20 protein-coding genes and 1 tRNA gene are annotated in these 22,004 nt (G+C 64.8%); 19 read left to right on the top strand and 2 right to left on the bottom strand.

The window, feature by feature from the left end; all coding sequences use genetic code 11:
• The first annotated feature begins 11 nt into the window (after nucleotides 1-11).
• Complete coding sequence (locus FIV02_RS14545) at nucleotides 12-941, top strand: quinoprotein relay system zinc metallohydrolase 1 (protein WP_152489025.1); 930 nt, start codon at nucleotides 12-14, stop codon at nucleotides 939-941.
• Between the two features lie 857 nt (nucleotides 942-1,798).
• Here the strand turns inward: FIV02_RS14545 and FIV02_RS14540 are convergent.
• Nucleotides 1,799-2,185 (bottom strand): hypothetical protein, encoded by a 387-nt coding sequence (locus tag FIV02_RS14540; RefSeq protein WP_037057534.1) that lies wholly within the window; start codon nucleotides 2,183-2,185, stop codon nucleotides 1,799-1,801.
• A 205-nt stretch (nucleotides 2,186-2,390) separates the two neighbouring features.
• On the opposite strand from FIV02_RS14540, the gene FIV02_RS14535 reads away from it, so the two are divergent.
• From FIV02_RS14535 to FIV02_RS14480, 12 genes are all read left to right on the top strand, one after another.
• Nucleotides 2,391-4,166 (top strand): methanol/ethanol family PQQ-dependent dehydrogenase, encoded by a 1,776-nt coding sequence (locus tag FIV02_RS14535; RefSeq protein ID WP_037057533.1) that lies wholly within the window; start codon nucleotides 2,391-2,393, stop codon nucleotides 4,164-4,166.
• 403 nt (nucleotides 4,167-4,569) lie between these two features.
• Complete coding sequence (locus tag FIV02_RS14530; RefSeq protein WP_152489024.1) at nucleotides 4,570-6,090, top strand: aldehyde dehydrogenase family protein; 1,521 nt, start codon at nucleotides 4,570-4,572, stop codon at nucleotides 6,088-6,090.
• Between the two features lie 360 nt (nucleotides 6,091-6,450).
• Nucleotides 6,451-6,522 carry a pyrroloquinoline quinone precursor peptide PqqA gene (gene pqqA / locus FIV02_RS14525; RefSeq protein ID WP_080756929.1) on the top strand — a complete coding sequence of 24 codons (72 nt, stop codon included), beginning with the start codon at nucleotides 6,451-6,453 and terminating at the stop codon, nucleotides 6,520-6,522.
• Nucleotides 6,523-6,569: 47 nt separating this feature from the next.
• Nucleotides 6,570-7,484, top strand: coding sequence for a pyrroloquinoline quinone biosynthesis protein PqqB (pqqB, locus tag FIV02_RS14520; protein ID WP_134678045.1), 915 nt, complete (start codon nucleotides 6,570-6,572; stop codon nucleotides 7,482-7,484).
• Between the two features lie 29 nt (nucleotides 7,485-7,513).
• Nucleotides 7,514-8,266 carry a pyrroloquinoline-quinone synthase PqqC gene (pqqC, locus tag FIV02_RS14515; protein ID WP_152489023.1) on the top strand — a complete coding sequence of 251 codons (753 nt, stop codon included), beginning with the start codon at nucleotides 7,514-7,516 and terminating at the stop codon, nucleotides 8,264-8,266.
• Between the two features lie 23 nt (nucleotides 8,267-8,289).
• Complete coding sequence (gene pqqD, locus FIV02_RS14510) at nucleotides 8,290-8,568, top strand: pyrroloquinoline quinone biosynthesis peptide chaperone PqqD (RefSeq protein WP_152489022.1); 279 nt, start codon at nucleotides 8,290-8,292, stop codon at nucleotides 8,566-8,568.
• On the top strand, nucleotides 8,540-9,694 hold the full coding sequence (pqqE, locus tag FIV02_RS14505) for a pyrroloquinoline quinone biosynthesis protein PqqE (protein WP_152489021.1): 1,155 nt from the start codon (nucleotides 8,540-8,542) through the stop codon (nucleotides 9,692-9,694). The genes pqqD and pqqE overlap by 29 nt, the downstream gene beginning before the upstream one ends.
• The gene (locus FIV02_RS14500; RefSeq protein WP_152489020.1) at nucleotides 9,682-11,529 is read left to right on the top strand and encodes a S9 family peptidase; all 1,848 of its coding nucleotides are present in this window, start codon (nucleotides 9,682-9,684) and stop codon (nucleotides 11,527-11,529) included. The genes pqqE and FIV02_RS14500 overlap by 13 nt, the downstream gene beginning before the upstream one ends.
• A 76-nt stretch (nucleotides 11,530-11,605) precedes the next feature.
• Nucleotides 11,606-12,769 (top strand): alcohol dehydrogenase-like regulatory protein ErcA, encoded by a 1,164-nt coding sequence (gene ercA / locus FIV02_RS14495; RefSeq protein WP_134678042.1) that lies wholly within the window; start codon nucleotides 11,606-11,608, stop codon nucleotides 12,767-12,769.
• Nucleotides 12,753-14,477, top strand: a complete 1,725-nt coding sequence (locus FIV02_RS14490; RefSeq protein ID WP_152489019.1) for a NahK/ErcS family hybrid sensor histidine kinase/response regulator — start codon at nucleotides 12,753-12,755, stop codon at nucleotides 14,475-14,477. The genes ercA and FIV02_RS14490 overlap by 17 nt, the downstream gene beginning before the upstream one ends.
• Nucleotides 14,478-14,557: 80 nt before the next feature.
• The gene (locus FIV02_RS14485; protein WP_037055091.1) at nucleotides 14,558-14,965 is read left to right on the top strand and encodes a PA2779 family protein; all 408 of its coding nucleotides are present in this window, start codon (nucleotides 14,558-14,560) and stop codon (nucleotides 14,963-14,965) included.
• Nucleotides 14,950-15,903 carry a PA2778 family cysteine peptidase gene (locus tag FIV02_RS14480; protein ID WP_172979160.1) on the top strand — a complete coding sequence of 318 codons (954 nt, stop codon included), beginning with the start codon at nucleotides 14,950-14,952 and terminating at the stop codon, nucleotides 15,901-15,903. Before FIV02_RS14485 ends, FIV02_RS14480 begins: the two co-directional genes overlap by 16 nt.
• 49 nt (nucleotides 15,904-15,952) lie before the next feature.
• Here FIV02_RS14480 and FIV02_RS14475 read toward each other — a convergent pair whose 3' ends face one another.
• The gene (locus tag FIV02_RS14475) at nucleotides 15,953-17,236 is read right to left on the bottom strand and encodes an FAD-binding oxidoreductase (RefSeq protein ID WP_037055095.1); all 1,284 of its coding nucleotides are present in this window, start codon (nucleotides 17,234-17,236) and stop codon (nucleotides 15,953-15,955) included.
• Nucleotides 17,237-17,420: 184 nt separating this feature from the next.
• Here FIV02_RS14475 and FIV02_RS14470 point away from each other — a divergent pair.
• From FIV02_RS14470 to pheS, 6 genes are all read left to right on the top strand, one after another.
• Nucleotides 17,421-17,497: transfer RNA gene (locus tag FIV02_RS14470), tRNA-Val, on the top strand.
• Nucleotides 17,498-17,771: 274 nt separating this feature from the next.
• On the top strand, nucleotides 17,772-19,694 hold the full coding sequence (gene thrS, locus FIV02_RS14465) for a threonine--tRNA ligase (protein ID WP_152489017.1): 1,923 nt from the start codon (nucleotides 17,772-17,774) through the stop codon (nucleotides 19,692-19,694).
• 17 nt (nucleotides 19,695-19,711) lie between these two features.
• The gene (gene infC / locus FIV02_RS14460) at nucleotides 19,712-20,245 is read left to right on the top strand and encodes a translation initiation factor IF-3 (protein ID WP_047584333.1); all 534 of its coding nucleotides are present in this window, start codon (nucleotides 19,712-19,714) and stop codon (nucleotides 20,243-20,245) included.
• Nucleotides 20,246-20,305: 60 nt separating this feature from the next.
• A complete protein-coding gene (gene rpmI, locus FIV02_RS14455) occupies nucleotides 20,306-20,500 on the top strand; it encodes a 50S ribosomal protein L35 (protein WP_003243407.1) in 195 nt (64 codons plus the stop codon).
• Nucleotides 20,501-20,529: 29 nt separating this feature from the next.
• Nucleotides 20,530-20,886 carry a 50S ribosomal protein L20 gene (gene rplT, locus FIV02_RS14450; protein WP_003243409.1) on the top strand — a complete coding sequence of 119 codons (357 nt, stop codon included), beginning with the start codon at nucleotides 20,530-20,532 and terminating at the stop codon, nucleotides 20,884-20,886.
• 96 nt (nucleotides 20,887-20,982) lie between these two features.
• Nucleotides 20,983-21,999 (top strand): phenylalanine--tRNA ligase subunit alpha, encoded by a 1,017-nt coding sequence (gene pheS, locus FIV02_RS14445; protein ID WP_037055102.1) that lies wholly within the window; start codon nucleotides 20,983-20,985, stop codon nucleotides 21,997-21,999.
• Nucleotides 22,000-22,004: the final 5 nt, after the last annotated feature.

The following is a 22,004-nucleotide window of genomic DNA, read 5'->3' as shown; positions in this document are numbered from 1 at the left end:
AGGGGGCTTCCATGCGCTGGATACTATTGCTCACCTGTCTGCTCGCCGGCCTGGCGCAGGCGCTCGACTATCAGTTGCAGCCGCGACAGATCGCCGAGGGCGTCTGGCTGGTGGAGGGCAGCACCGATAATTTCGCCGCGAAGAATGGCGGCAACATCGTCAACGTCGGCTTCATCGAGACCGCCGCTGGTGTGGTGGTGATCGATACCGGGCCCTCGCGTCGCTACGGCGAGGCATTGCGCCAGCGTATCGAGCAGGTGACCGGCAAGCCGCTGCTGCGCGTGCTGCTCACTCATCACCACCCGGATCACGTGTTGGGCAACCAGGCCTTCAGCGACGTGCCCATCGCCGCGTTGCCGGGTACCACCCGCCTGCTGGCCGAACAGGGCGACGCCATGGCGGAGAACATGTATCGCCTGGTCGGTGACTGGATGCGCGGTACCGAGGTGGTGCTGCCCAGCGAGGCGCTGGAGGAGGGTGAGCTGGAGATTGGCGGGCGGCGTCTGCGCCTGCTGGCGCTGCGCGGGCACACCGGCGCCGACCTGGCGATTCTCGATGAGCGCAGCGGCGTGCTGTTCGCCGGCGATCTGCTGTTCTACCAGCGGGCGCTGACCACGCCGAACAGCCCGGGGCTGGACGTATGGCTGGCCGACCTGGACCGCCTCGAAGCCCTGCCCTGGAAGCAGATCGTGCCTGGCCACGGGCCGCTGGCCACGGATGCGGCGCCTTTCGTGCAGATGCGTGATTACCTGGGGTGGCTCGATGGCGTGCTGCGCCAGGGGGCGGAGCAGGGCGCGGAGATGAACGAGCTGATACGTGCGCCGATCCCCGAGCGCTTCGCCGGAGTCAGCCTGAGCCGCTATGAGCTGATCCGCAGTGTCAGCCACCTCTACCCGCGCTACGAGCGCAACGCCATGGGCCGGGTGGATCGCCAGGAGTAGCGGCCTGCATGCCGCGCGCTGCGCATACCAGGGCGTCGCCGCTGAAGCGCCTCCCACGGTCAGGTAGCCCTGATGAAATCCGGGGGCGTGGGTATGGTTTCCCGGATTACATCCGGGCTACGGGCCGATCTAACCAGGGCCACAGGTTGCCCCTGTAGGAGCGGCTTCAGCCGCGACCCGCGCACCAGAGCGTCGCCGCTGAAGCGCCTCCCACGGTCAGGTAGCCCGGATGAAATCCGGGGGCGTGGGCATGGTTTCCCGGATTACATCCGGGCTACGGGCCGATCTGACCAGGGCCACAGGTTGTCCCTGTAGGAGCGGCTTCAGCCGCGACCCGCGCGCCGCGCACCAGGGCGTCGCCGCTGAAGCGCCTCCCACGGTCAGGTAGCCCGGATGAAATCCGGGGGTGTGGGCATGGTTTCCCGGATTTCATCCGGGCTACGGCCGATCTGGCCAGGGCCACAGGTTGCCCCTGTAGGAGCGGCTTCAGCCGCGATTCACGCACCAGAGCGGCACCGCCGAAGCGCCTCCCACGGTCAGGTAGCCCGGATGAAATCCGGGGAGTGTGGGTATGGTTTCCCGGATTACATCCGGGCTACGGGCCGATCTGACCAGGGCCACAGGTTGCTTCTGTGGGAGGGGCTTCAGCCGCGACCCGCGCACCAGAGCGTCGCCGCCGAAGCGCCTCCCACGGTCAGGTAGCCCGGATGAAATCCGGGGTGTGGGCATGGTTTCCCGGATTACATCCGGGCTACGGGCTGATCTGACCAGGGTCACAGGTTGCTCCTGTAGGAGCGGCTTTAGCCGCGACCCGCGCACCAGAGCTTCGCCGCCGAAGCGCCTCCCACGCTCAGCAATCAGAGCTCTTCGTCGTCGCGAATCAGTACGTAGTGACGGCCGTGCTCGGTTTCTTCGTGGTCGTAGACGTAGTACATCACCACTTCGCTGAGGCTGACCTGCACGGCGACGTAGTCGCCACTCTCGACCATGAAGAAGGCCTTGGTAGCCGGTTTGGCCAGGCACTCGATATGGGCGGTGACGAAGTGCAGCGGGTCTTCCTCGCCGAAGTAGTCCTCGCGCTGGTGGGCATCCCAGTCGGTCGGTGGCTCGAAGGAGCCGGTGAGCAGCACCTTGCCGTCGCCCAGGTCCTGCTCTTCGGCATCCGGGTCCTGCTCGTCGGGGCGATAGACCGTGCAGTCCAGCGCATCGGGATGATCGAGAATTTCCTGGCGTGGATGGGGCACGGGTGTCTCCGGTCGATGGGTGCGGGGCGGCCAAGTGTCGGGCAAAGCGATTACCACTGCAATCGCGCCGATGCAGGTATTGCTACCAAGGAACGAGGAAAATCGGCTGGGGGTGCAATTGTTGGGGCGCCGGGTCGGGCCAAGAATTTGCGGCAGACCGGGAAAATTTCCCGGCAATAACAATGAACCCGCAGAGGTAGCCGCAATGAAACGTACCGGTCTTCGCCAGCCCTTCCTCCTCACCGCGCTGTGTGCAGCGATGCTGATGCCGTCCGCCGCCGCGCTGGCGGTCACCGACGCCGAGATTCTCAAGGACGCCACCACCACCGACGAGATCGTCACCAATGGCCTCGGCCTGCAGGGCCAGCGCTACAGCCCGCTGAACATCCTCAACGAGCAGAACGTCAAGGAGCTGCGCCCGGTGTGGACCATGTCCTTCGGCGGCGAGAAGCAGCGTGGCCAGCAGGCGCAGCCGATGATCAAGGACGGCGTGATGTACGTCACCGCGTCCTACTCGCGGGTGTTCGCCGTCGATGCGCGCACGGGCCGTGAGCTGTGGCAGTACGAGGCGCGCCTGCCGGACGACATCCGCCCGTGCTGCGACGTGATCAACCGTGGCGTGGCGCTGTACGACGACCTGGTGATCTTCGGCACCCTGGACGCCAAGCTGATCGCCCTGAACAAGGACACCGGCAAGGTGGTCTGGAGCAAGCGCGTGGCCGACCACAAGGCCGGTTACTCGATCACCGCCGCGCCGCTGGTGGTCAACGGCAAGCTGATCACCGGCGTGTCCGGTGGCGAATTCGGCGTGGTCGGCAAGATCGAGGCCTACGATCCGAAGAACGGCCAGGTGCTGTGGAGCCGTCCGACCGTCGAAGGCCACATGGGCTACGTCTACAAGGACGGCAAGGCGGTGGAGAACGGCATCAGCGGCGGCGAGGCCGGCAAGACCTGGCCGGGCGACCTGTGGAAGACCGGTGGCGCCGCGCCGTGGCTCGGCGGCTACTACGACGCCGACACCAACCTGCTGTTCTTCGGCACTGGCAACCCGGCGCCCTGGAACTCGCACCTGCGTCCGGGCGACAACCTGTATTCCTCCTCGCGCCTGGCGCTGAACCCGGACGACGGCACCATCCAGTGGCACTTCCAGACCACTCCGCACGACGGCTGGGACTTCGACGGCGTCAACGAGCTGATCTCCTTCGACTACCAGGATGGCGGCAAGACCGTGAAGGCCGCGGCCACGGCGGACCGCAACGGCTTCTTCTACGTGCTCGACCGCACCAACGGCAAGTTCATCCGTGGTTTCCCCTTCGTCGACAAGATCACCTGGGCCAAGGGCCTGGACAAGAACGGCCGGCCGATCTACGACGACAGCAATCGTCCGGGCTCGCCGAGCGCCAAGGAAAAGGGCAGCAGCGTGTTCTCGGCGCCGGCCTTCCTCGGCGCGAAGAACTGGATGCCCATGGCCTACAACCGCGACACCGGGCTGTTCTACGTGCCGTCCAACGAGTGGGGCATGGACATCTGGAACGAGGACATCGCCTACAAGAAGGGCGCGGCCTATCTCGGTGCCGGTTTCACCATCAAGCCGCTCAACGAGGACTATATCGGCGTGCTGCGCGCCATCGATCCGAAGAGCGGCAAGGAGGTCTGGCGCCAGACCAACTACGCGCCGCTGTGGGGCGGAGTGCTGACCACCAAGGGCAACCTGGTGTTCACCGGCAACCCGGAGGGCTACCTGCAGGCCTTCAATGCCAGGACCGGTGAGAAGGTCTGGGAATTCCAGACCGGCTCCGGGGTGATCGGTTCGCCGGTGACCTGGGAGATGGATGGCGAGCAGTACGTCTCCGTGCTGTCCGGCTGGGGCGGTGCGGTGCCGCTGTGGGGGGGGGAGGTGGCCAAGCGCATCAAGCACCTGAATCAGGGCGGCATGCTGTGGACCTTCAAGCTGCCGAAGGACCTGGTGGCCAAGCACTGATCGCCGGGCGGCCAGGTCATCGGCCCCCTCGCTCATTGCCGAGCGAGGGGGCTGATCACTGGCTGCTCCGGATTTCCTGACAACTCGAAGCCGATGGCCGGACCCTGTCCGGCCATCGGCGTTTCCGGGGACGCGCCAAGCGCACCAGGCTGCTGCGAAATGCCACGGGCGAATTTTCGCCTGCGGGAACGCAAGACGCAGCGAACGGGTCTAGCCTTTAGCTTCCGCAGTCTCGCGCCTCGCTGCCAAAGGCCCATGCCAGAGAGCTTGCCGCTCTACTACCAAATGACTAGGCGATCTGTGCCATGGGCGCATACCGAGGTTCCGGGGGGCTTCCTAAGATCGAACCATGACTCGTTCCAACTATCGGGAGCGGGCTCCGACAACAAGAGAGGTCAGCATCATGATTTACGCGAAACCGGGTACAGCAGGCGCCGTCGTCACCCTCAAGCCGCGCTACGGCAACTACATCGGCGGTGAGTTCGTCGCCCCGCTCAGCGGCCAGTACTTCAGCAACACCAGCCCGGTCGACGGCTCGGTGATCGCCGAATTCCCCCGCTCCAACGCCGCCGACATCGACAAGGCGCTGGACGCCGCCCATGCCGCCGCCGATGCCTGGGGCCGCACCAGCGTGCAGGAGCGTTCGCACATCCTGCTGAAGATCGCCGACCGCATCGAAGCCAACCTCGAACTGCTGGCAGTGGCCGAGACCTGGGACAACGGCAAGGCCGTGCGCGAAACCCTCAACGCCGACGTGCCGCTGGCCGCCGACCACTTCCGCTACTTCGCCGGCTGCATCCGCGCCCAGGAAGGCAGCACCGCCGAGATCAACGACGGCACCGTGGCCTATCACTTCCACGAGCCGCTGGGCGTGGTCGGGCAGATCATCCCGTGGAACTTCCCGCTGCTGATGGCCGCCTGGAAGCTGGCACCGGCCCTGGCCGCCGGCAACGCCATCGTGCTCAAGCCGGCCGAGCAGACCCCGCTGTCGATCACCCTGCTGGCCGAGCTCGTCGGCGACCTGCTGCCGCCCGGCGTGCTCAACATCGTCCAGGGCTTCGGCCGCGAGGCCGGTGAAGCGCTGGCCACCAGCAAGCGCATCGCCAAGATCGCCTTCACCGGCTCCACCCCGGTCGGCTCGCATATCCTCAAGTGCGCGGCCGAGAACATCATCCCGTCCACCGTCGAGCTGGGCGGCAAGTCGCCGAACATCTTCTTCGCCGACATCATGAACGCCGAGCCGGCCTTCATCGAGAAGGCCGCCGAGGGCCTGGTGCTGGGCTTCTTCAACCAGGGCGAGGTGTGCACCTGCCCGTCGCGCGCGCTGGTGCAGGAGTCGATCTACGAGCCGTTCATGGCCGAGGTGATGAAGAAGGTCAAGCAGATCAAGCGCGGCAACCCGCTGGACACCGACACCATGGTCGGCGCCCAGGCCTCGCAGCAGCAGTTCGACAAGATCCTCAGCTACCTGGAGATCGCCCAGCAGGAGGGTGCCCAGGTGCTCACCGGCGGGGCGGCCGAGCGCCTGGAGGGCGACCTGGCCAGCGGCTATTACATCCAGCCGACGCTGCTCAAGGGCAGCAACGAGATGCGCGTGTTCCAGGAGGAGATCTTCGGCCCGGTGATCGGCGTGACCACCTTCAAGGACGAGGCCGAGGCGCTGGCCATCGCCAACGACACCGAGTTCGGCCTGGGCGCCGGCGTGTGGAGCCGCGACATGAACGTCGCCTACCGCATGGGCCGCGCGATCAAGGCGGGCCGCGTATGGACCAACTGCTACCACCTGTACCCGGCGCATGCTGCCTTCGGCGGCTACAAGAAGTCCGGGGTCGGGCGTGAGACCCACAAGATGATGCTCGATCACTACCAGCAGACCAAGAACCTGCTGGTCAGCTACGACATCAATCCGCTGGGCTTCTTCTGACAGCCAGCACAGGATCTGCTGCTGCATTGGCAGCAGGTCTCCGGCTCGCGGGATCGTGAGCCGGCCATGTACCCAGGGCGGTGCGCTCGCTCCGGCGCGCCGCCCCATTGCCAGGCGAGCAACCCTGTCCGGGTGGGTCTGCAGGCAGCCATGGGCCCGAACGGCAGCAGATCCTTATCGCAACGCGGCTTCGGCCGCGTTTTTTCTGCGCGCCGGTTGCCTGACCCCGGCGTTCCGCCGCTCGACCGTACCTACCAATGCCAGGCGAATCTCCTCCCAAAGTACCATTTGGCCACCTGCCTGGCGGGGGCTTAATGGGGTTGCCGGAATGCCCCGGCTGAATAACAAGAGGACCGCACCATGTGGACTAAACCCGCCTACACCGACCTGCGTATTGGCTTCGAAGTCACCCTGTATTTCGCCAACCGCTGATCGCTCCTGGCCCCGGCTCGACCGGGGCATCCCGCTGGTGACCCGTCATGCATATCCAGATTCTTGGCTCCGCCGCCGGCGGTGGTTTCCCGCAGTGGAACTGCAACTGCCGCAACTGCCGTGGCGTGCGCGCCGGCTCCCTGCGCGCGCAACCGCGTACGCAATCGTCCATTGCCATTTCCGATGATGGCGAGCGCTGGATCCTGTGCAACGCCTCGCCCGACATCCGCGCGCAGATCGAGGCCTTCCCGGCGCTGCAGCCGGCGCGCAAGCTGCGCGACACGGCGATCGCCGGCATCGTCCTGCTCGACAGCCAGATCGATCACTGCACCGGTCTGCTGACCCTGCGCGAAGGCTGCCCGCACGAGGTCTGGTGTACCGAGATGGTCCATCAGGACCTGACCACCGGCTTTCCGCTGTTCAACATGCTCAGCCACTGGAATGGCGGGCTGCAGCATCGCCTGATCGGCCTGGACGCCAAGCCGTTCAGCATTCCGGCCTGCCCGGCACTGAGCCTCACTGCCATCGCCCTGCGCAGCAGTGCACCGCCGTACTCGCCACACCGTGGCAACCCGCATCCGGGCGACAACATCGGCCTGTTCATCGAGGACCGGCGCAGTGGCCGCAGCCTGTTCTACGCCCCGGGCCTCGGCCAGGTGGACGAGCAACTGCTGAGCTGGATGCGCCGCGCCGACTGCCTGCTGGTGGACGGCACGCTGTGGCGTGACGACGAGATGCGCGTGTGCGAAGTCGGCGACAAGCTCGGCAGCGAGATGGGCCATCTGTGCCAGAGCGGCCCGGGCGGCATGCTCGAGGTCCTCGAAGGCCTGCCGGCGGCGCGCAAGGTCCTCATCCATATCAACAACACCAACCCGATTCTCGACCTCGACTCGCCCGAGCGCGCCGAACTGGATGCGCAGGGTGTCGAGGTCGCATTCGATGGCATGAGCATCACGCTGTAACAGGCCGATGACAACAAGACGGAGTGCCGATGAGCCAACCTGCCATGAGCCCTGCCGAATTCGAGCAGGCGCTGCGCGCCAAGGGCGCGCTGTACCACATCCACCACCCGTTCCATCGCGCCATGTACGAAGGGCGCGCCAGCCGTGAGCAGATCCAGGGCTGGGTGGCCAACCGCTTCTACTACCAGGTGAACATCCCGCTCAAGGATGCGGCGATTCTCGCCAACTGCCCGGATCGCGAGACCCGCCGCGAGTGGGTGCAGCGCATTCTCGACCACGACGGTGCCCCCGGCGAGGAGGGCGGCATCGAGGCCTGGCTGCGCCTGGCCGAAGCGGTCGGCCTGGATCGCCAGCAGGTGCTGTCGCAGGAGCTGGTGTTGCCGGGCGTGCGTTTCGCCGTCGATGCCTACGTCAACTTCGCCCGCCGCGCCAGCTGGCAGGAAGCGGCCAGCAGCTCGCTCACCGAACTGTTCGCCCCGCAGATTCACCAGTCGCGCCTGGACAGCTGGCCGCAGCACTACCCGTGGATCGACGGCAGCGGCTACGACTACTTCCGCAAGCGCCTGAAGGAAGCGCGCCGTGATGTCGAGCATGGCCTGCGCATCACCCTCGAGCACTACCGCACCCGCGATGCCCAGGAGCGCATGCTGCAGATCCTGCAGTTCAAGCTGGACGTGCTGTGGAGCATGCTCGATGCCATGAGCATGGCCTATGAACTGCAACGCCCGCCGTATCACACGGTGACCGAACAGCGCCTCTGGCATCGGGGGATCGCGCCATGAGCCAGATGATGACGGAGCCATCCATGAGCGCCTCGATCCTGGCCAGCGTACCTGCCATCCGCCGTGGCTTTCGCCTGCAGTTCGAGCCGGCCCAGGGCTGCCACGTGCTGCTCTATCCGGAAGGCATGATCAAGCTCAACGACAGCGCCAGCGAGATTCTCCAGCAGGTCGACGGCAAGCGCTCGGTGGCCGAGATCATCGGCAACCTGCACCAGCGCTTCCCGGACGTACCCGGTATCGACGAAGACATCCTCGCCTTCATGGAGGTGGCCCATGCTCAGTTCTGGATCGAGCTTCGCTAAGCTGGGCGTGCAGGTCGGGCCGCCGCTGTGGCTGCTGGCCGAACTGACCTACCGCTGCCCGCTGCAGTGCCCGTACTGCTCCAACCCGCTGGATTTCGCCCGGCAGGGCGCCGAGCTGTCCACTGCCGAATGGATCGAGGTCTTCCGCCAGGCCCGTGAACTGGGCGCTGCGCAGCTGGGTTTCTCCGGCGGCGAGCCACTGGTGCGCCAGGACCTGGCCGAGCTGATCGCGGCGGCCCGTGGCCTGGGCTACTACACCAACCTGATCACCTCCGGCATTGGCTTGAGCGAGGCGCGCATCGCCGAGTTCGCCGAGGCCGGGCTGGATCACATCCAGATCAGCTTCCAGGCCGCCGACGAGGAGGTGAACAACCTGCTCGCCGGCTCGAAGAAGGCCTTCGCCCAGAAGCTGGCCATGGCCCGTGCGGTCAAGGCGCACGGTTACCCGATGGTGCTCAATTTCGTCACCCACCGGCACAACATCGACAACATCGAGCGCATCATCGAACTGTGCCTGGAGCTGGAGGCGGACTTCGTCGAGCTAGCCACCTGCCAGTTCTACGGCTGGGCCGAACTCAACCGTGCCGGTCTGCTGCCGACGCGGGCGCAGCTGGAGCGCGCCGAGCGCATCACCAACCAGTGGCGCGACAAGCTGGCGGCGCAGCAGCACCCGTGCAAGCTGATCTTCGTCACCCCGGACTACTACGAGGAACGCCCGAAGGCCTGCATGAACGGCTGGGGCAACCTGTTTCTCGACATCACCCCCGACGGCACCGCCTTGCCGTGCCACAGCGCGCGGCAGCTGCCGGTGCAGTTTCCCAATGTGCGCGAGCACAGCGTCGAGCATATCTGGCGGCATTCGTTCGGTTTCAATCGCTTTCGCGGCGACGACTGGATGCCCGAGCCGTGCCGCTCGTGCGACGAGAAGCACAAGGACTTCGGCGGCTGTCGCTGCCAGGCCTTCATGCTCACCGGCGACGCCAGCAATGCCGACCCGGTGTGCAGCAAGTCGGCGCGGCATGACCTGATCCTCGCCGCCCGTCAGCAGGCCGAGACCGCGCCGCTGGGGCTGGACGCCCTGCAGTTTCGCAACGAGAAGGCCTCGCGGATCATATGCAAGGCGTAGACGAGCGCGATCCCGACTCGCTCTGGAGTGCCGAGCAGGCCGCTGCCGCCAGCGCCGACTTCGCCGAGCTGCAGGCGGCTCATGGTGGCCTGCTGTGGGTGGCCTTCGATCCTGAACGGGCGCGTTGCGGGCTGTTCTTCTGGCGCGATGGTGCGAGCCGGGAACTGACGCCAGCGGGGTTCTCCGTGCGCAGCCGGGTCTACGAGTACGGCGGCGGCGCCTGCTGCGCCACCGATCAGGGCGTGGCGTTGGTCAATGAGGCTGATCAGCAGGTCTACCATCTGCTGCTGGCTCCTGCGCAAGGCGAGCCGCAGGCGCTGACGGCAAACGCCAGTTGCCGCTACGGCGACCTGTGCTTCGTGCCTGCCTGGCAGGCGCTGCTGGCGGTCGAGGAAAGTCATCAAGGCGATGCTGTAGTGCATCGACTGGTGCGCATCGGCCTCACCGGCAAGTGCGACGTGCTGGTGGAGGGCGCCGACTTCTACGCGGCGCCGGTGGCCGATGCCGATGGCCGCCGCCTGGCCTGGATCGAGTGGGACCGCCCCGACCAGCCCTGGATCGCCACGCGCCTGTGCCAGCGCGAGTCCGGCGAGCGCACGCAGGTGATGATGGGAGAGCGTGGCGACCGCTCCCTGCAGCAACCGCGCTTCGATGCCCGGGGCCGTCTGTGGGTCCTGAGTGACCAGGCCGGCTGGTGGCAGCCGGAGTGCGTCGACGAGCGCATGACACTGGACGTCGCACCTGCCGATCACGCCGCAGCGCCCTGGCAGCTGGGCGGGCGCACCTATCTGGCGCTGGACGATGGCGAGTTCCTGCTGAGCCGTTTTGAGCAGGGCACGGGTGTGCTGGTTGCCTGTGCGCTGGGCGCGAGCGCGACGGGGCACCACGCAGCCGGCGAACGTCGGCTGGCCACGGGCTTCACGCGCTTCCGTGGCCTGAGCGCGGATGCCGAGTATTTCTATTGCATCGCCGCCGCGCCGGATCGGCTGCCGGCGGTACTCGCCATTCGTCGCTGCGATGGCGCCCTGCAGGTCCTTGCCGGTGGGGCGCAGCCCTTGCCCGCGCCGCTGCTTTCCCGCCCCGAGGCCCTGAGTTGCCCGGTGGGGCAGGGCGAGCAGTGCCACGGCTTTTTCTACGCGCCTGTCCCGGCCGTGACGCGTCCGCCGCTGGTGATCTTCCTGCATGGCGGCCCGACCTCCGCCTGCTACCCGGTATTCGATCCGCGCATCGCCTTCTGGACGCTGCGCGGCTACGCCGTGCTCGACCTCAACTACCGTGGCAGCAGCGGCTATGGCCGCGCGTACCGCCTGCGTCTGGCCGGTGGCTGGGGCGAGCTGGAGGTCGAGGACATCCGCGCCGCCATCGATAGCCTGGTCGACGCCGGGCGTGTCGACCCGCAGCGCGTGTTCGTGCGCGGTGGCAGTGCCGGTGGCTTCAGTGCGTTGCGCGCCCTGGTCGAGCTGCCGGCGCTGCGCGGCGGCGCCAGCCTCTACGGGGTCAGCGATCCGCTGGCCCTGCGCAGGCTGACGCACAAGTTCGAGGCCGACTACCTGGACTGGCTGATTGGCGACCCGCAGCAGCATGTCGAGCGCTACCGCACGCGCACGCCCCTGTTGCAGGCAGAGCGCATCCGCGTGCCGGTGATCTTCTTTCAGGGCGCCCTGGACGCAGTGGTGGTGCCGAGCCAGACCGAAGCCATGGTCGAGGCCCTGCGCCAGCGCGGTTTGCCAGTCGAATACCAGCTGTTCGCCGAAGAACGCCACGGCTTTCGTCAGGCCGCCAATCTGGCCAGCGCATTGCGCGCCGAGCATGCCTTCTACCAGGGTTTGCACTGAACGCTGGTCGCATTGCATTAGCCGAGCAATGCAGTAGGCTGAGCGCCATCCATAACAAGAAACTTCAGGCCGTTGTATGAGCCACGATTTGAGTCAGCTGCGCAAGTTCGTTTCTCCCGAGATCATCTTCGGTGCCGGCTCTCGGCACAATGTCGGCAACTACGCCAAGACCTTCGGTGCACGCAAGGTGCTGGTGGTTTCCGACCCGGGCGTGGTCGCTGCTGGCTGGGCGGGTGACGTGCAGGCGAGCCTGCAGAACCAGGGCATCGACTACTGCCTGTACACCCGCGTGTCGCCCAACCCCCGTGTCGAGGAGGTGATGGAAGGCGCCGAGCTGTACCGCAGCGAGGGCTGCAACGTCATCGTCGCGGTAGGGGGCGGCAGCCCGATGGATTGCGCCAAGGGCATCGGCATCGTCGTCGCTCACGGGCGCAGCATCCTCGAATTCGAGGGGGTGGACACCATCCGCGTGCCCAGCCCGCCGCTGATCCTGATTCCGACCACCGCCGGCACCTCGGCCGACGTGTCGCAGTTCGTGATCATCTCCAACCAGCAGGAGCGGATGAAGTTCTCCATCGTCAGCAAGGCCGTGGTGCCCGATGTGTCGCTGATCGACCCGGAAACCACGCTGAGCATGGACCCCTTCCTCTCCGCCTGTACCGGCATCGACGCCATGGTGCACGCCATCGAAGCCTTCGTTTCCACCGGCAACGGCCCGCTGACCGACCCGCACGCGCTGGAGGCCATGCGCCTGATCAACGGCAACCTGGTGGCGATGATCGCCAACCCGCACGACATCGCCCTGCGCGAGAAGATCATGCTCGGCAGCATGCAGGCCGGCCTGGCGTTCTCCAATGCCATCCTCGGCGCGGTGCATGCCATGAGCCACAGCCTGGGCGGCTTCCTCGACCTGCCGCACGGCCTGTGCAATGCGGTGCTGGTCGAGCATGTGGTGGCGTTCAACTACAGTGCGGCGCCGGAGCGCTTCAAGGTGATCGCCGAGACCCTCGGCATCGACTGCCGTGGCCTCAACCATGCGCAGATTCGCCAGCGCCTGGTCGAGCACCTGATCGCCTTCAAGCATGCCGTGGGCTTCCGCGAGACCCTGGGGCTGCACGGCGTCGGCACCTCGGACATTCCCTTCCTGTCCAGCCACGCCATGGACGACCCCTGCATTCTCACCAACCCGCGCGAGTCCACGCAGCGAGACGTCGAGGTGGTCTATGGCGAGGCGCTCTGACGAGGCGCTGGCCGGGCTGCTCGGTCTTGGCAGCCAGTCGGCGCGCAAGAGCCATTACCCGGAGCTGCTGGCGCGCCTGGAAGAGCTGGAAGTCGAGCGCAATCGCTACAAATGGCTGTTCGAACACGCCGTGCACGGCATCATCCAGGCCAGCCTGCAGGACGGTGTGCTGGCGGCCAATCCGGCGATGGCGCGCATGCTCGGCTATGACGATCCGCTGCAGGTATTGTGGGCGCCGGACGACCTGGCCCGGCACCTGTTCGTCGGCGGCTTCGACGAGCTGGCGCTGATCCGCGACCGCCTGAGCCAGGGGCAGGCTCTGCTCGGCTACGAAACGCGCCTGCGCCGTCGTGACGGCAGCACCATCGACGTGCTGATGAACCTGTTGCTCAAGCCCGAGAGCGAAGGGGTCTTCGAGGGCTTCGTCGCCGACATCACCGAGCGCAAGCAGGCCCAGCAGCGTCTGCAGCTGCTCAACGACGAACTGGAGCAGCGCGTGGCCGCGCGCACCTTCGAACTGCTCGAATCCAACCGTAACCTGCAGCGCCAGATCGAAGAGCGCGAACGCATCGAACTGGCCCTGCGCGAGGCACGCGATGCCGCCGAGACCGCCAATCGCAGCAAGGACAAGTACCTGGCAGCGGCCAGCCATGACCTGCTGCAGCCGCTGAACGCCGCGCGCCTGCTGATCTCCACGCTGCGTGAGCGGGCGCTGCCGAGCGCCGAGCACAACCTGGTCGAGCGCAGCCACCTGGCTCTCGAAGGCGCCGAGGACCTGCTGGCCGATCTGCTGGATATCTCCAAGCTGGACCAGGCGGCGATCAAACCGGACGTCGACACCTATCGCCTGGAAGAACTGCTGGCGCCGCTGGCCTCGGAGTTCGAGGGCGTTGCCGGGGCCAGTGGCCTGCGCCTGCGCGTGCAGATCGCCGATTGCGCCGTGCACACCGATTTTCGTCTGCTGACGCGCATTCTGCGCAACTTCCTCAGCAACGCCTGCCGCTATACCGAGGCGGGCGGGGTGCTGCTCGGTTCGCGGCGCCGCGGCGACTTCGTCGAACTGCAGGTCTGGGACAGCGGGCGGGGCATCGCCGCTGATCAGCTGGACAGCATCTTCCTCGAATTCAATCAGCTGGACGTCGGCCGCGCGGCGGAGCGCAAGGGGGTCGGCCTCGGCCTGGCCATCGTCGAGCGCATCGCACGCATGCTCGGCTATCCGGTGCAGGTACGCTCGCAGCCGGGGCGCGGCTCGCTGTTCAGCATCCGCGTGCCGCTGGCCCGCCAGCATCCGCTGCGCCAGGTGCAGCCGGTGGCGCAGGCGGTGCTTGGCAATCCGCTGCCGGGGCGGCGCCTGCTGGTGATCGACAACGAAGCGGACATTCTCCACAGCATGGCGGCATTGCTCGGCCAGTGGGGCTGCGAGGTGGTCACCGCGCTGGATCTGCCCGAGGCGCTGGAGAACCTGCAGGGCAGGGCGCCCGAGGTGATCCTCGCCGATTTCCACCTCGACCACGGCGTGCTGGGCTGCGAGGTCATCCAGCAGCTGCGCGAGCGCTTTTCCCGGACGATCCCGGCGCTGATCATCAGCGCCGACCGCAGCGACGCCTGTCGTCGCCAGCTGCAGGCGCTGGGGGCGCCACTGCTGAACAAGCCGGTCAAACCGGGCAAGCTGCGCGCGGTGCTCAGCCGGCTGCTGCAGGAAACCTGAGCAACGGCGGACTGGTGGTCTGAACCTGAGCGATTCGGATGCTGTCTATTGGCTACCTCATCCCTCAGGAGATAACCACAATGACAATTTCCATGAACCCCGCCATGCGTCGTCTGGCCGCTGTCACTGCGCTGTTTCATCTGCTGCTGGTCGCGCAGATCCCTGCGGCGAACGCCGCGATGATCGGCACTCAGGAGGTGATCGCCGAGCAGCAGCACCAGGTCGACCAGCAACAGCTGATGGCCATGCTCGATGATCAGCAGGTCAAGGACAAACTGGTCGCCATGGGCGTTGATCGCGAGCAGGTCGAGTCGCGTATCGCCAGCCTGACGCCGGCCGAACTGGCGCAGTTCAACCAGCAGCTCGATCAGGCGCCTGCCGGTGCCGGTGTGGTCGGCATCATCGTGCTGTTTCTGGTGATCTTCATCATCACTGATATGCTGTGCGCCACCAACATCTTCAGTTTCGTCAAATGCATCAATCGCTGATCCGCCTCTGCTGTATCGCATCCGTCGTTCTACTCGCAGCCTGCGCGCGGTCTCCGGTGTTATCGCCGGAGGCCCAGCGCCTGCCTGAGCGCGTCGAGTTGACCGATGTGCCCTTCTTCCCGCAGGACGCCTACCAGTGCGGGCCGGCGGCGCTGGCCACCATGCTCAACCAGCGTGGCGTGCTGACGACGCCAGGTGCACTCAAGGACAAGGTCTACCTTCCCGGCCGCGAGGGCAGCCTGCAGGTCGAGATGGTCGCCGCTGCGCGCAGCCATGAGCTGCTGGTCTACCCGTTGCAGCCGCGCCTGGAGGCGATACTGGCGGAGGTCGCGGCGGGCAACCCGGTGCTGGTGCTGCAGAACCTGGCGTTCGACTGGTATCCCCAGTGGCACTTCGCGGTGGTGGTGGGCTATGACCGCCGCGAGCGCACGCTGGTCCTGCGTTCGGCCACCACGCGACGGCTCGAGGACAGCTTTACCAGCTTCGACAAGACCTGGGCGCGTGGCGGTCGCTGGGCGGTGCTGACGCTGCCGCCGGAGCGGCTGCCGGCGCAGGCCGACATGCACACCTGGATGCAGGCGGCCAATGACCTGGAGCAGACCGGCAACGCCCAGCCGGCACGCCGTGCCTATCGCCGCGCGGCCGAGGCCTGGCCGGAGCAGGCACTGCCCTGGTTCGCCATGAGCAACAGCCGCTATGCCGATGGTGACCGCCAGGGCGCCGAGCAGGCCTTGCGCGAGAGCCTCAAGCGCGAGCCCGACTTCGCCGCCGGCTGGTACAACCTGTCCCAGCTGCTGGGGGAGCGCAGCTGTGCGGGCGAGGCGCGCCAGGCCCAGGCATGCGCGCAGCGCCTGGCACCGCAGGACGCGCGCTTCGCCGCGCCGCCGCAGGTCGCCGGTTCGGCCGGACAGTGCCAGGCCTTGCCGGCCTGTCCATGAGACAAACGAAAACGGCGCCCTCGGGCGCCGTTTTCGTCGATGGGTCGGGTCAGACGCCCAGCTTGTCGCGCAGCGTGTAGTACCACGCGCCGATGGCACTGAACGGAACCTGGAACAGGCGGCCGCCAGGGAAGGGGTAGTGCGGCAGGTCGGCGAAGGCATCGAAACGCTCGGCCTGGCCACGCAGCGCCTCGGCCAGCACCTTGCCGGCCAGGTGCGTGTAGGTCACGCCATGGCCGCTGCAGCCCTGGGAGTAGTAGATGTTGTCGCCGATACGACCGACCTGCGGCAGGCGCGACAGGGTCAACAGGAAGTTGCCGGTCCAGGCGTAATCGATCTTCACGTCTTTCAGCTGCGGGAAGGTCTTGAGCATCTTCGGCCGGATGATGGCCTCGATGTTGGCAGGGTCGCGTGCGCCATAGACCACGCCGCCGCCGTAGATCAGGCGCTTGTCGCCAGAGAGACGGTAGTAGTCGAGCAGGTAGTTGCAGTCCTCGACGCAGTAGTCCTGCGGCAACAGGCTGGCGGCCAGCTCATCGGAGAGCGGCTCGGTGGTGATCACCTGGGTGCCGCACGGCATCGACTTGGCGGCCAGCTCCGGTACCAGGTTGCCCAGGTAGGCGTTGCCCGCGACCACGACGAACTTGGCCTTGATGCGACCTTCCGGGGTGTGCACCAGCGGGTTGGCGCCGCGCTCGATGCGAATGGCCGGCGACTGTTCGTAGATCACGCCGCCGAGCGATTCGACTGCAGCGGCTTCACCCAGTGCCAGGTTCAGCGGGTGGATATGGCCGCCGCTCATGTCCAGCATGCCGCCGATATAGTTGTCGGTGGCGACCACTTCACGGATGCGCGCTGCGTCCATCAGTTCCAGCTGGGTGTGGCCGTAGCGCTCCCACAGCTTCTTCTGTGCTTCCAGATGGCCCATCTGCTTGCTGGTCAGTGCGGCGAACACGCCGCCGTCCTTCAGGTCGCACTGGATGTCGTACTTGGCGATGCGCTCACGAATGATGCGGCCGCCTTCGAAGGCCATCTGCCCCAGCAGCTGGGCCTGCTTCGGGCCGACAGTGCGCTCGATGACATCGATGTCGCGGCTATAGCTGTTGACGATCTGCCCGCCGTTGCGGCCGGATGCGCCGAAACCGACCTTGGCCGCCTCCAGGATGCTGACCTTGAAGCCGTTCTCCAGCAGGAACAGGGCCGTGGACAGACCGGTGTAGCCGGCACCGATGATGCACACATCGGTTTCCACTTCTCCCTGCAGGGCGGGGCGTTGAGCGGCCTGGTTGGCAGAAGCGGCGTAATAGGATTGTGGGTATGCCGTGTGCGCCATATTGAACCTCTGTTCTTTATTTTTTACGAATGATCGGATGCTACCTGAGTTGCAAATAGCCGGCTAGTGGCTGTGCAAAATATTCAACGATCCTACCGAACGTAAAAAATTGGACTATTTCAGTAAGTTAGCGAAAAAACTTGTTGACGCCCGAAAAGATCTGCGTAGAATGCGCACCCATCGAAGGCACATAGCTCAGTTGGTTAGAGCACCACCTTGACATGGTGGGGGTCGTTGGTTCGAGTCCAATTGTGCCTACCAAATCGATAAAAAGGGGTCGCCAAGCGACCCCTTTTTTATTGCCCGGATTTTTCGGGTGCTGCATCGCTTTTTGTGTCGTTTGTTGTTCGCGGCGGCTTGTCAGGGCTCAGGCTTTCTGAAAGCATCCGTACTCTTTACCTCCAGTGACTCTGGTTCGGTCTGGTTGGCCCTCGGGCTCCTGCCATTGTTAGGCAGATATACCGCCGAATCGCTTCCTGGCTCATCCCAACCCACGTGACCTTTGGTAGGGGTCACCACTAGGAGAGGAGGCGCCATGCCCATCATTACTCTTCCCGACGGCAGTCAACGTTCGTTCGATCATCCGGTATCCGTACTGGAGGTCGCTCAATCCATTGGTGCGGGTCTGGCCAAGGCCACCCTGGCTGGCAAGGTCAACGGCAGGCAGGTCGACGCCTGCGACGTCATCGATACCGATGCCACCCTGCAGATCATCACGCCGAAGGACGAAGAGGGGCTGGAAATCATCCGCCACTCCTGTGCTCACCTGGTTGGCCATGCGGTCAAGCAGCTGTATCCAAATGCCAAGATGGTGATCGGTCCGGTCATCGATGAAGGCTTCTATTACGACATCGCCATCGATCGTCCCTTCACGCCGGAAGACATGGCGGCCATCGAGAAGCGCATGGCCGAGCTGATCGACAAGGACTACGACGTCATCAAGAAGATGACGCCGCGCGCCGACGTCATCGAGCTGTTCAGGTCCCGTGGCGAGGAGTACAAGCTGCGCCTGATCGACGACATGCCCGATGAAACGGCCATGGGTCTGTACTTCCACGAAGAATACGTCGACATGTGCCGTGGCCCGCACGTGCCGAACACGCGCTTCCTCAAGGCGTTCAAGCTGACCCGGATTTCCGGTGCCTACTGGCGCGGCGACTCTAAGAACGAGCAGCTGCAGCGCGTCTACGGCACTGCCTGGGCGGACAAGAAGCAGCTGGCTGCCTATATCCAGCGCATCGAAGAGGCCGAGAAGCGCGATCACCGTCGTATCGGCAAGCAGCTGGACCTGTTCCACCTGCAGGAAGAAGCACCGGGCATGGTGTTCTGGCACGCCAATGGCTGGACTGTCTATCAGGTGCTCGAGCAGTACATGCGCCAGGTGCAGCGCGAGAACGGCTACCAGGAGATCAAGACGCCGCAGGTGGTCGATCGCATTCTCTGGGAGCGTTCCGGTCACTGGTCCAACTACGCCGAGAACATGTTCACCACGGCCTCGGAAAATCGCGATTACGCGGTCAAGCCGATGAACTGCCCGTGCCACGTGCAGGTGTTCAACCAGGGCCTGAAGTCCTACCGTGACCTGCCGCTGCGTCTGGCCGAGTTCGGTGCCTGCCACCGTAACGAGCCGTCCGGCGCGCTGCACGGCATCATGCGCGTGCGTGGTTTCGTGCAGGACGATGCGCACATCTTCTGCACCGAAGAGCAGGTGAAGAAGGAGGCGGCCGACTTCATCAAGCTGACGCTGGATGTCTACAAGGACTTCGGCTTCACCGACATCGCCATGAAGCTGTCGACTCGTCCGGTCAAGCGCGTGGGTTCCGAAGAGTTGTGGGATCGCGCCGAAGGTGCGCTGGCCGATGCGCTCAACGAATCCGGCCTGGAGTGGGAATACCAGCCGGGCGAGGGCGCTTTCTACGGTCCGAAGATCGAGTTCACGCTGCGTGACTGCCTGGGTCGTAACTGGCAGTGCGGCACGCTGCAGTACGATCCGAACCTGCCCGAGCGTCTGGACGCCAGCTATATCGCCGAAGACAACAACCGCAAGCGCCCGGTCATGCTGCACCGTGCGATCCTCGGTTCCTTCGAGCGTTTCATCGGCATGCTGATCGAACATTACGCCGGTTCCTTCCCGGCCTGGTTGGCGCCGACCCAGGCGGTGATCATGAATATCACCGACAAGCAGGCCGATTTTGCCCGTGAAGCGGAGAAAACTCTCAATCAAAGCGGTTTTCGTGCCAAGGTTGACTTGAGAAACGAAAAGATCGGCTTTAAAATCCGCGAGCATACCTTGCTCAAGGTTCCCTATCTCCTGGTCATCGGAGATCGGGAGGTCGAGACACGATCCGTTGCTGTGCGCACCCGCGAAGGCGTCGACCTGGGGTCAATGCCTCTCGAGCAGTTCGCCGCGCAGTTGCAGCAAGCGGTTTCCCGGCGTGGTCGCCAAGATTTGGAGTAAGAACTATTAAGCGTGATATGAGACAGGACAAGCGGGCCGCCCCCAAGGCGCCGATCAACGAGAACATCACCGCGCGTGAAGTTCGTCTGATTGGCGCGGACGGCCAGCAGATTGGTGTGGTTTCCATCGATGAGGCGCTGAGCGCCGCCGAGGAAGCCAAGCTGGATCTGGTGGAAATCTCCGCAGACGCGGTGCCACCGGTTTGCCGCATCATGGACTACGGCAAGCACCTGTTCGAAAAGAAAAAGCAGGCTGCTGCGGCGAAGAAGAACCAGCACCAGCAACAGATCAAAGAAATCAAGTTTCGTCCAGGGACGGAAGAAGGGGATTATCAGGTAAAACTACGCAACCTGATACGTTTCCTTGAAGATGGGGACAAGGCCAAGGTATCTCTGCGATTCCGCGGCCGTGAGATGGCCCACCAGGAGCTGGGTATGGAGCTGCTCAAGCGGGTCGAACAAGACCTGATCGAGCTCGGCACCGTCGAACAGCATCCTAAGCTGGAAGGACGCCAGCTGATGATGGTCATCGCTCCCAAGAAGCGTAAATAACCTCCCGGGCACTGGCAGGCCTGATGGTTATCAGTTGTTAATGAATGCGGAGTACTAAACATGCCAAAGATGAAAACCAAGAGCGGCGCTGCTAAGCGCTTCCTGAAGACTGCTTCGGGTTACAAGCACAAGCACGCTTTCAAGAGCCACATCCTGACCAAGATGTCCACCAAGCGTAAGCGCCAGCTGCGTGGCAGCTCGCTGATCGGTCCGTCGGACGTCGCAAAAGTCGAGCGCATGCTGCGCGTTCGTTAATCGGTCAAGATACTTAGAGGTAATTACTCATGGCTCGTGTTAAGCGTGGCGTTATCGCTCGTGCTCGTCACAAAAAAATCCTGAAGCTCGCCAAGGGCTACTACGGTGCTCGTTCGCGCGTGTTCCGTGTTGCCAAGCAAGCGGTGATCAAGGCAGGCCAATACGCCTACCGTGACCGTCGTCAGCGCAAGCGTCAGTTCCGTGCACTGTGGATCGCTCGTATCAACGCTGGTGCTCGCGTCAACGGCCTGTCCTACAGCCGTCTGATCGCTGGCCTGAAGAAAGCGTCGATCGAAATCGACCGTAAGGTTCTGGCTGATCTGGCAGTGAACGAAAAAGCGGCGTTTGCTGCGATTGTCGAGAAAGCTAAGGCCGTTCTGGCTTAAGTCCCCCGACAATCACCGGGTTCGCCCGGTGGCAACGTCAAAGATAGGGGAAGAGCCTTAAAAGCTCTTCCCCTATTTCGTATCTGGAGTCTGTAAATGGAAAATCTGGATGCATTGGTCTCCCAAGCGCTCGAGGCCGTGCAACAAAGCGAAGATGTCAACGCCCTGGAACAGCTCCGGGTTCAGTACCTTGGCAAGAAGGGCGAACTGACTGCCCTGATGCAGACCCTGGGCAAGTTGTCGGCCGAGGAGCGCCCGAAAGCCGGCGCCCTGATCAACACTGCCAAGAGCCAGGTGCAAGACGCCCTGAATGCCCGCAAATCCGTGCTTGAGCAGGCCTTGCTCGCCGAGAAGCTGGCGTCCGAGCGTATCGACGTGACCCTGCCGGGCCGCGGTCAGGCCTCCGGTGGCCTGCACCCGGTGACCCGCACCCTGGAACGCGTCGAGCAGTTCTTCACCCATATCGGTTACAGCGTTGCCGAAGGCCCGGAAGTCGAAGACGACTACCACAACTTCGAAGCGCTCAACATCCCCGGCCACCACCCGGCGCGGGCGATGCACGACACCTTCTATTTCAATGCGAACATGCTGCTGCGCACCCACACCTCGCCGGTCCAGGTGCGCACCATGGAATCGCAGCAGCCGCCGATCCGCATCGTCTGCCCGGGCCGTGTCTATCGCTGCGACTCCGATATCACCCACTCGCCGATGTTCCACCAGGTCGAAGGCCTGCTGGTCGACGAGGGCATCAGCTTCGCCGACCTCAAGGGCACCATCGAGGAATTCCTCCGCGTGTTCTTCGAGAAGCCGCTGGGCGTGCGCTTCCGTCCGTCGTTCTTCCCGTTCACCGAGCCGTCGGCTGAAGTCGACATGCAGTGCGTGATGTGCTCGGGCAAGGGCTGCCGCGTGTGCAAGCAGACCGGCTGGCTGGAAGTCATGGGCTGCGGCATGGTGCACCCGAACGTGCTGCGCATGAGCGGCATCGACCCGGAAAAATACTCGGGCTTCGCCTTCGGCATGGGTGTCGAGCGCCTGGCCATGCTGCGTTATGGCGTCAATGATCTGCGCCTGTTCTTCGATAACGACCTGCGGTTCCTGGCGCAATTTCGCTAGCGCCG

It is taken from the genome of Pseudomonas sp. THAF187a, assembly GCF_009363395.1.
GTDB classification, from domain to species: domain Bacteria; phylum Pseudomonadota; class Gammaproteobacteria; order Pseudomonadales; family Pseudomonadaceae; genus Aquipseudomonas; species Aquipseudomonas khazarica.
The sequence above is the reverse complement of the archived record's forward strand: the minus strand, read 5'-3'. Positions and strand labels throughout refer to the sequence as shown.

What these genes read in the sequence shown, in the direction of transcription:
- FIV02_RS14475 (WP_037055095.1), bottom strand. Translation starts at nt 17,236, where the DNA reads ATGGCGCACACGGCATACCCACAATCCTATTACGCCGCTTCTGCCAAC.
- FIV02_RS14480 (WP_172979160.1), top strand. Translation starts at nt 14,950, where the DNA reads ATGCATCAATCGCTGATCCGCCTCTGCTGTATCGCATCCGTCGTTCTA.
- ercA (WP_134678042.1), top strand. Translation starts at nt 11,606, where the DNA reads ATGAGCCACGATTTGAGTCAGCTGCGCAAGTTCGTTTCTCCCGAGATC.
- FIV02_RS14485 (WP_037055091.1), top strand. Translation starts at nt 14,558, where the DNA reads ATGACAATTTCCATGAACCCCGCCATGCGTCGTCTGGCCGCTGTCACT.
- pqqE (WP_152489021.1), top strand. Translation starts at nt 8,540, where the DNA reads ATGCTCAGTTCTGGATCGAGCTTCGCTAAGCTGGGCGTGCAGGTCGGG.
- FIV02_RS14535 (WP_037057533.1), top strand. Translation starts at nt 2,391, where the DNA reads ATGAAACGTACCGGTCTTCGCCAGCCCTTCCTCCTCACCGCGCTGTGT.
- rplT (WP_003243409.1), top strand. Translation starts at nt 20,530, where the DNA reads ATGGCTCGTGTTAAGCGTGGCGTTATCGCTCGTGCTCGTCACAAAAAA.
- FIV02_RS14490 (WP_152489019.1), top strand. Translation starts at nt 12,753, where the DNA reads ATGGCGAGGCGCTCTGACGAGGCGCTGGCCGGGCTGCTCGGTCTTGGC.
- FIV02_RS14500 (WP_152489020.1), top strand. Translation starts at nt 9,682, where the DNA reads ATGCAAGGCGTAGACGAGCGCGATCCCGACTCGCTCTGGAGTGCCGAG.
- FIV02_RS14545 (WP_152489025.1), top strand. Translation starts at nt 12, where the DNA reads ATGCGCTGGATACTATTGCTCACCTGTCTGCTCGCCGGCCTGGCGCAG.
- pheS (WP_037055102.1), top strand. Translation starts at nt 20,983, where the DNA reads ATGGAAAATCTGGATGCATTGGTCTCCCAAGCGCTCGAGGCCGTGCAA.
- FIV02_RS14530 (WP_152489024.1), top strand. Translation starts at nt 4,570, where the DNA reads ATGATTTACGCGAAACCGGGTACAGCAGGCGCCGTCGTCACCCTCAAG.
- thrS (WP_152489017.1), top strand. Translation starts at nt 17,772, where the DNA reads ATGCCCATCATTACTCTTCCCGACGGCAGTCAACGTTCGTTCGATCAT.
- infC (WP_047584333.1), top strand. Translation starts at nt 19,712, where the DNA reads ATGAGACAGGACAAGCGGGCCGCCCCCAAGGCGCCGATCAACGAGAAC.
- pqqB (WP_134678045.1), top strand. Translation starts at nt 6,570, where the DNA reads ATGCATATCCAGATTCTTGGCTCCGCCGCCGGCGGTGGTTTCCCGCAG.
- pqqD (WP_152489022.1), top strand. Translation starts at nt 8,290, where the DNA reads ATGAGCGCCTCGATCCTGGCCAGCGTACCTGCCATCCGCCGTGGCTTT.
- rpmI (WP_003243407.1), top strand. Translation starts at nt 20,306, where the DNA reads ATGCCAAAGATGAAAACCAAGAGCGGCGCTGCTAAGCGCTTCCTGAAG.
- pqqC (WP_152489023.1), top strand. Translation starts at nt 7,514, where the DNA reads ATGAGCCAACCTGCCATGAGCCCTGCCGAATTCGAGCAGGCGCTGCGC.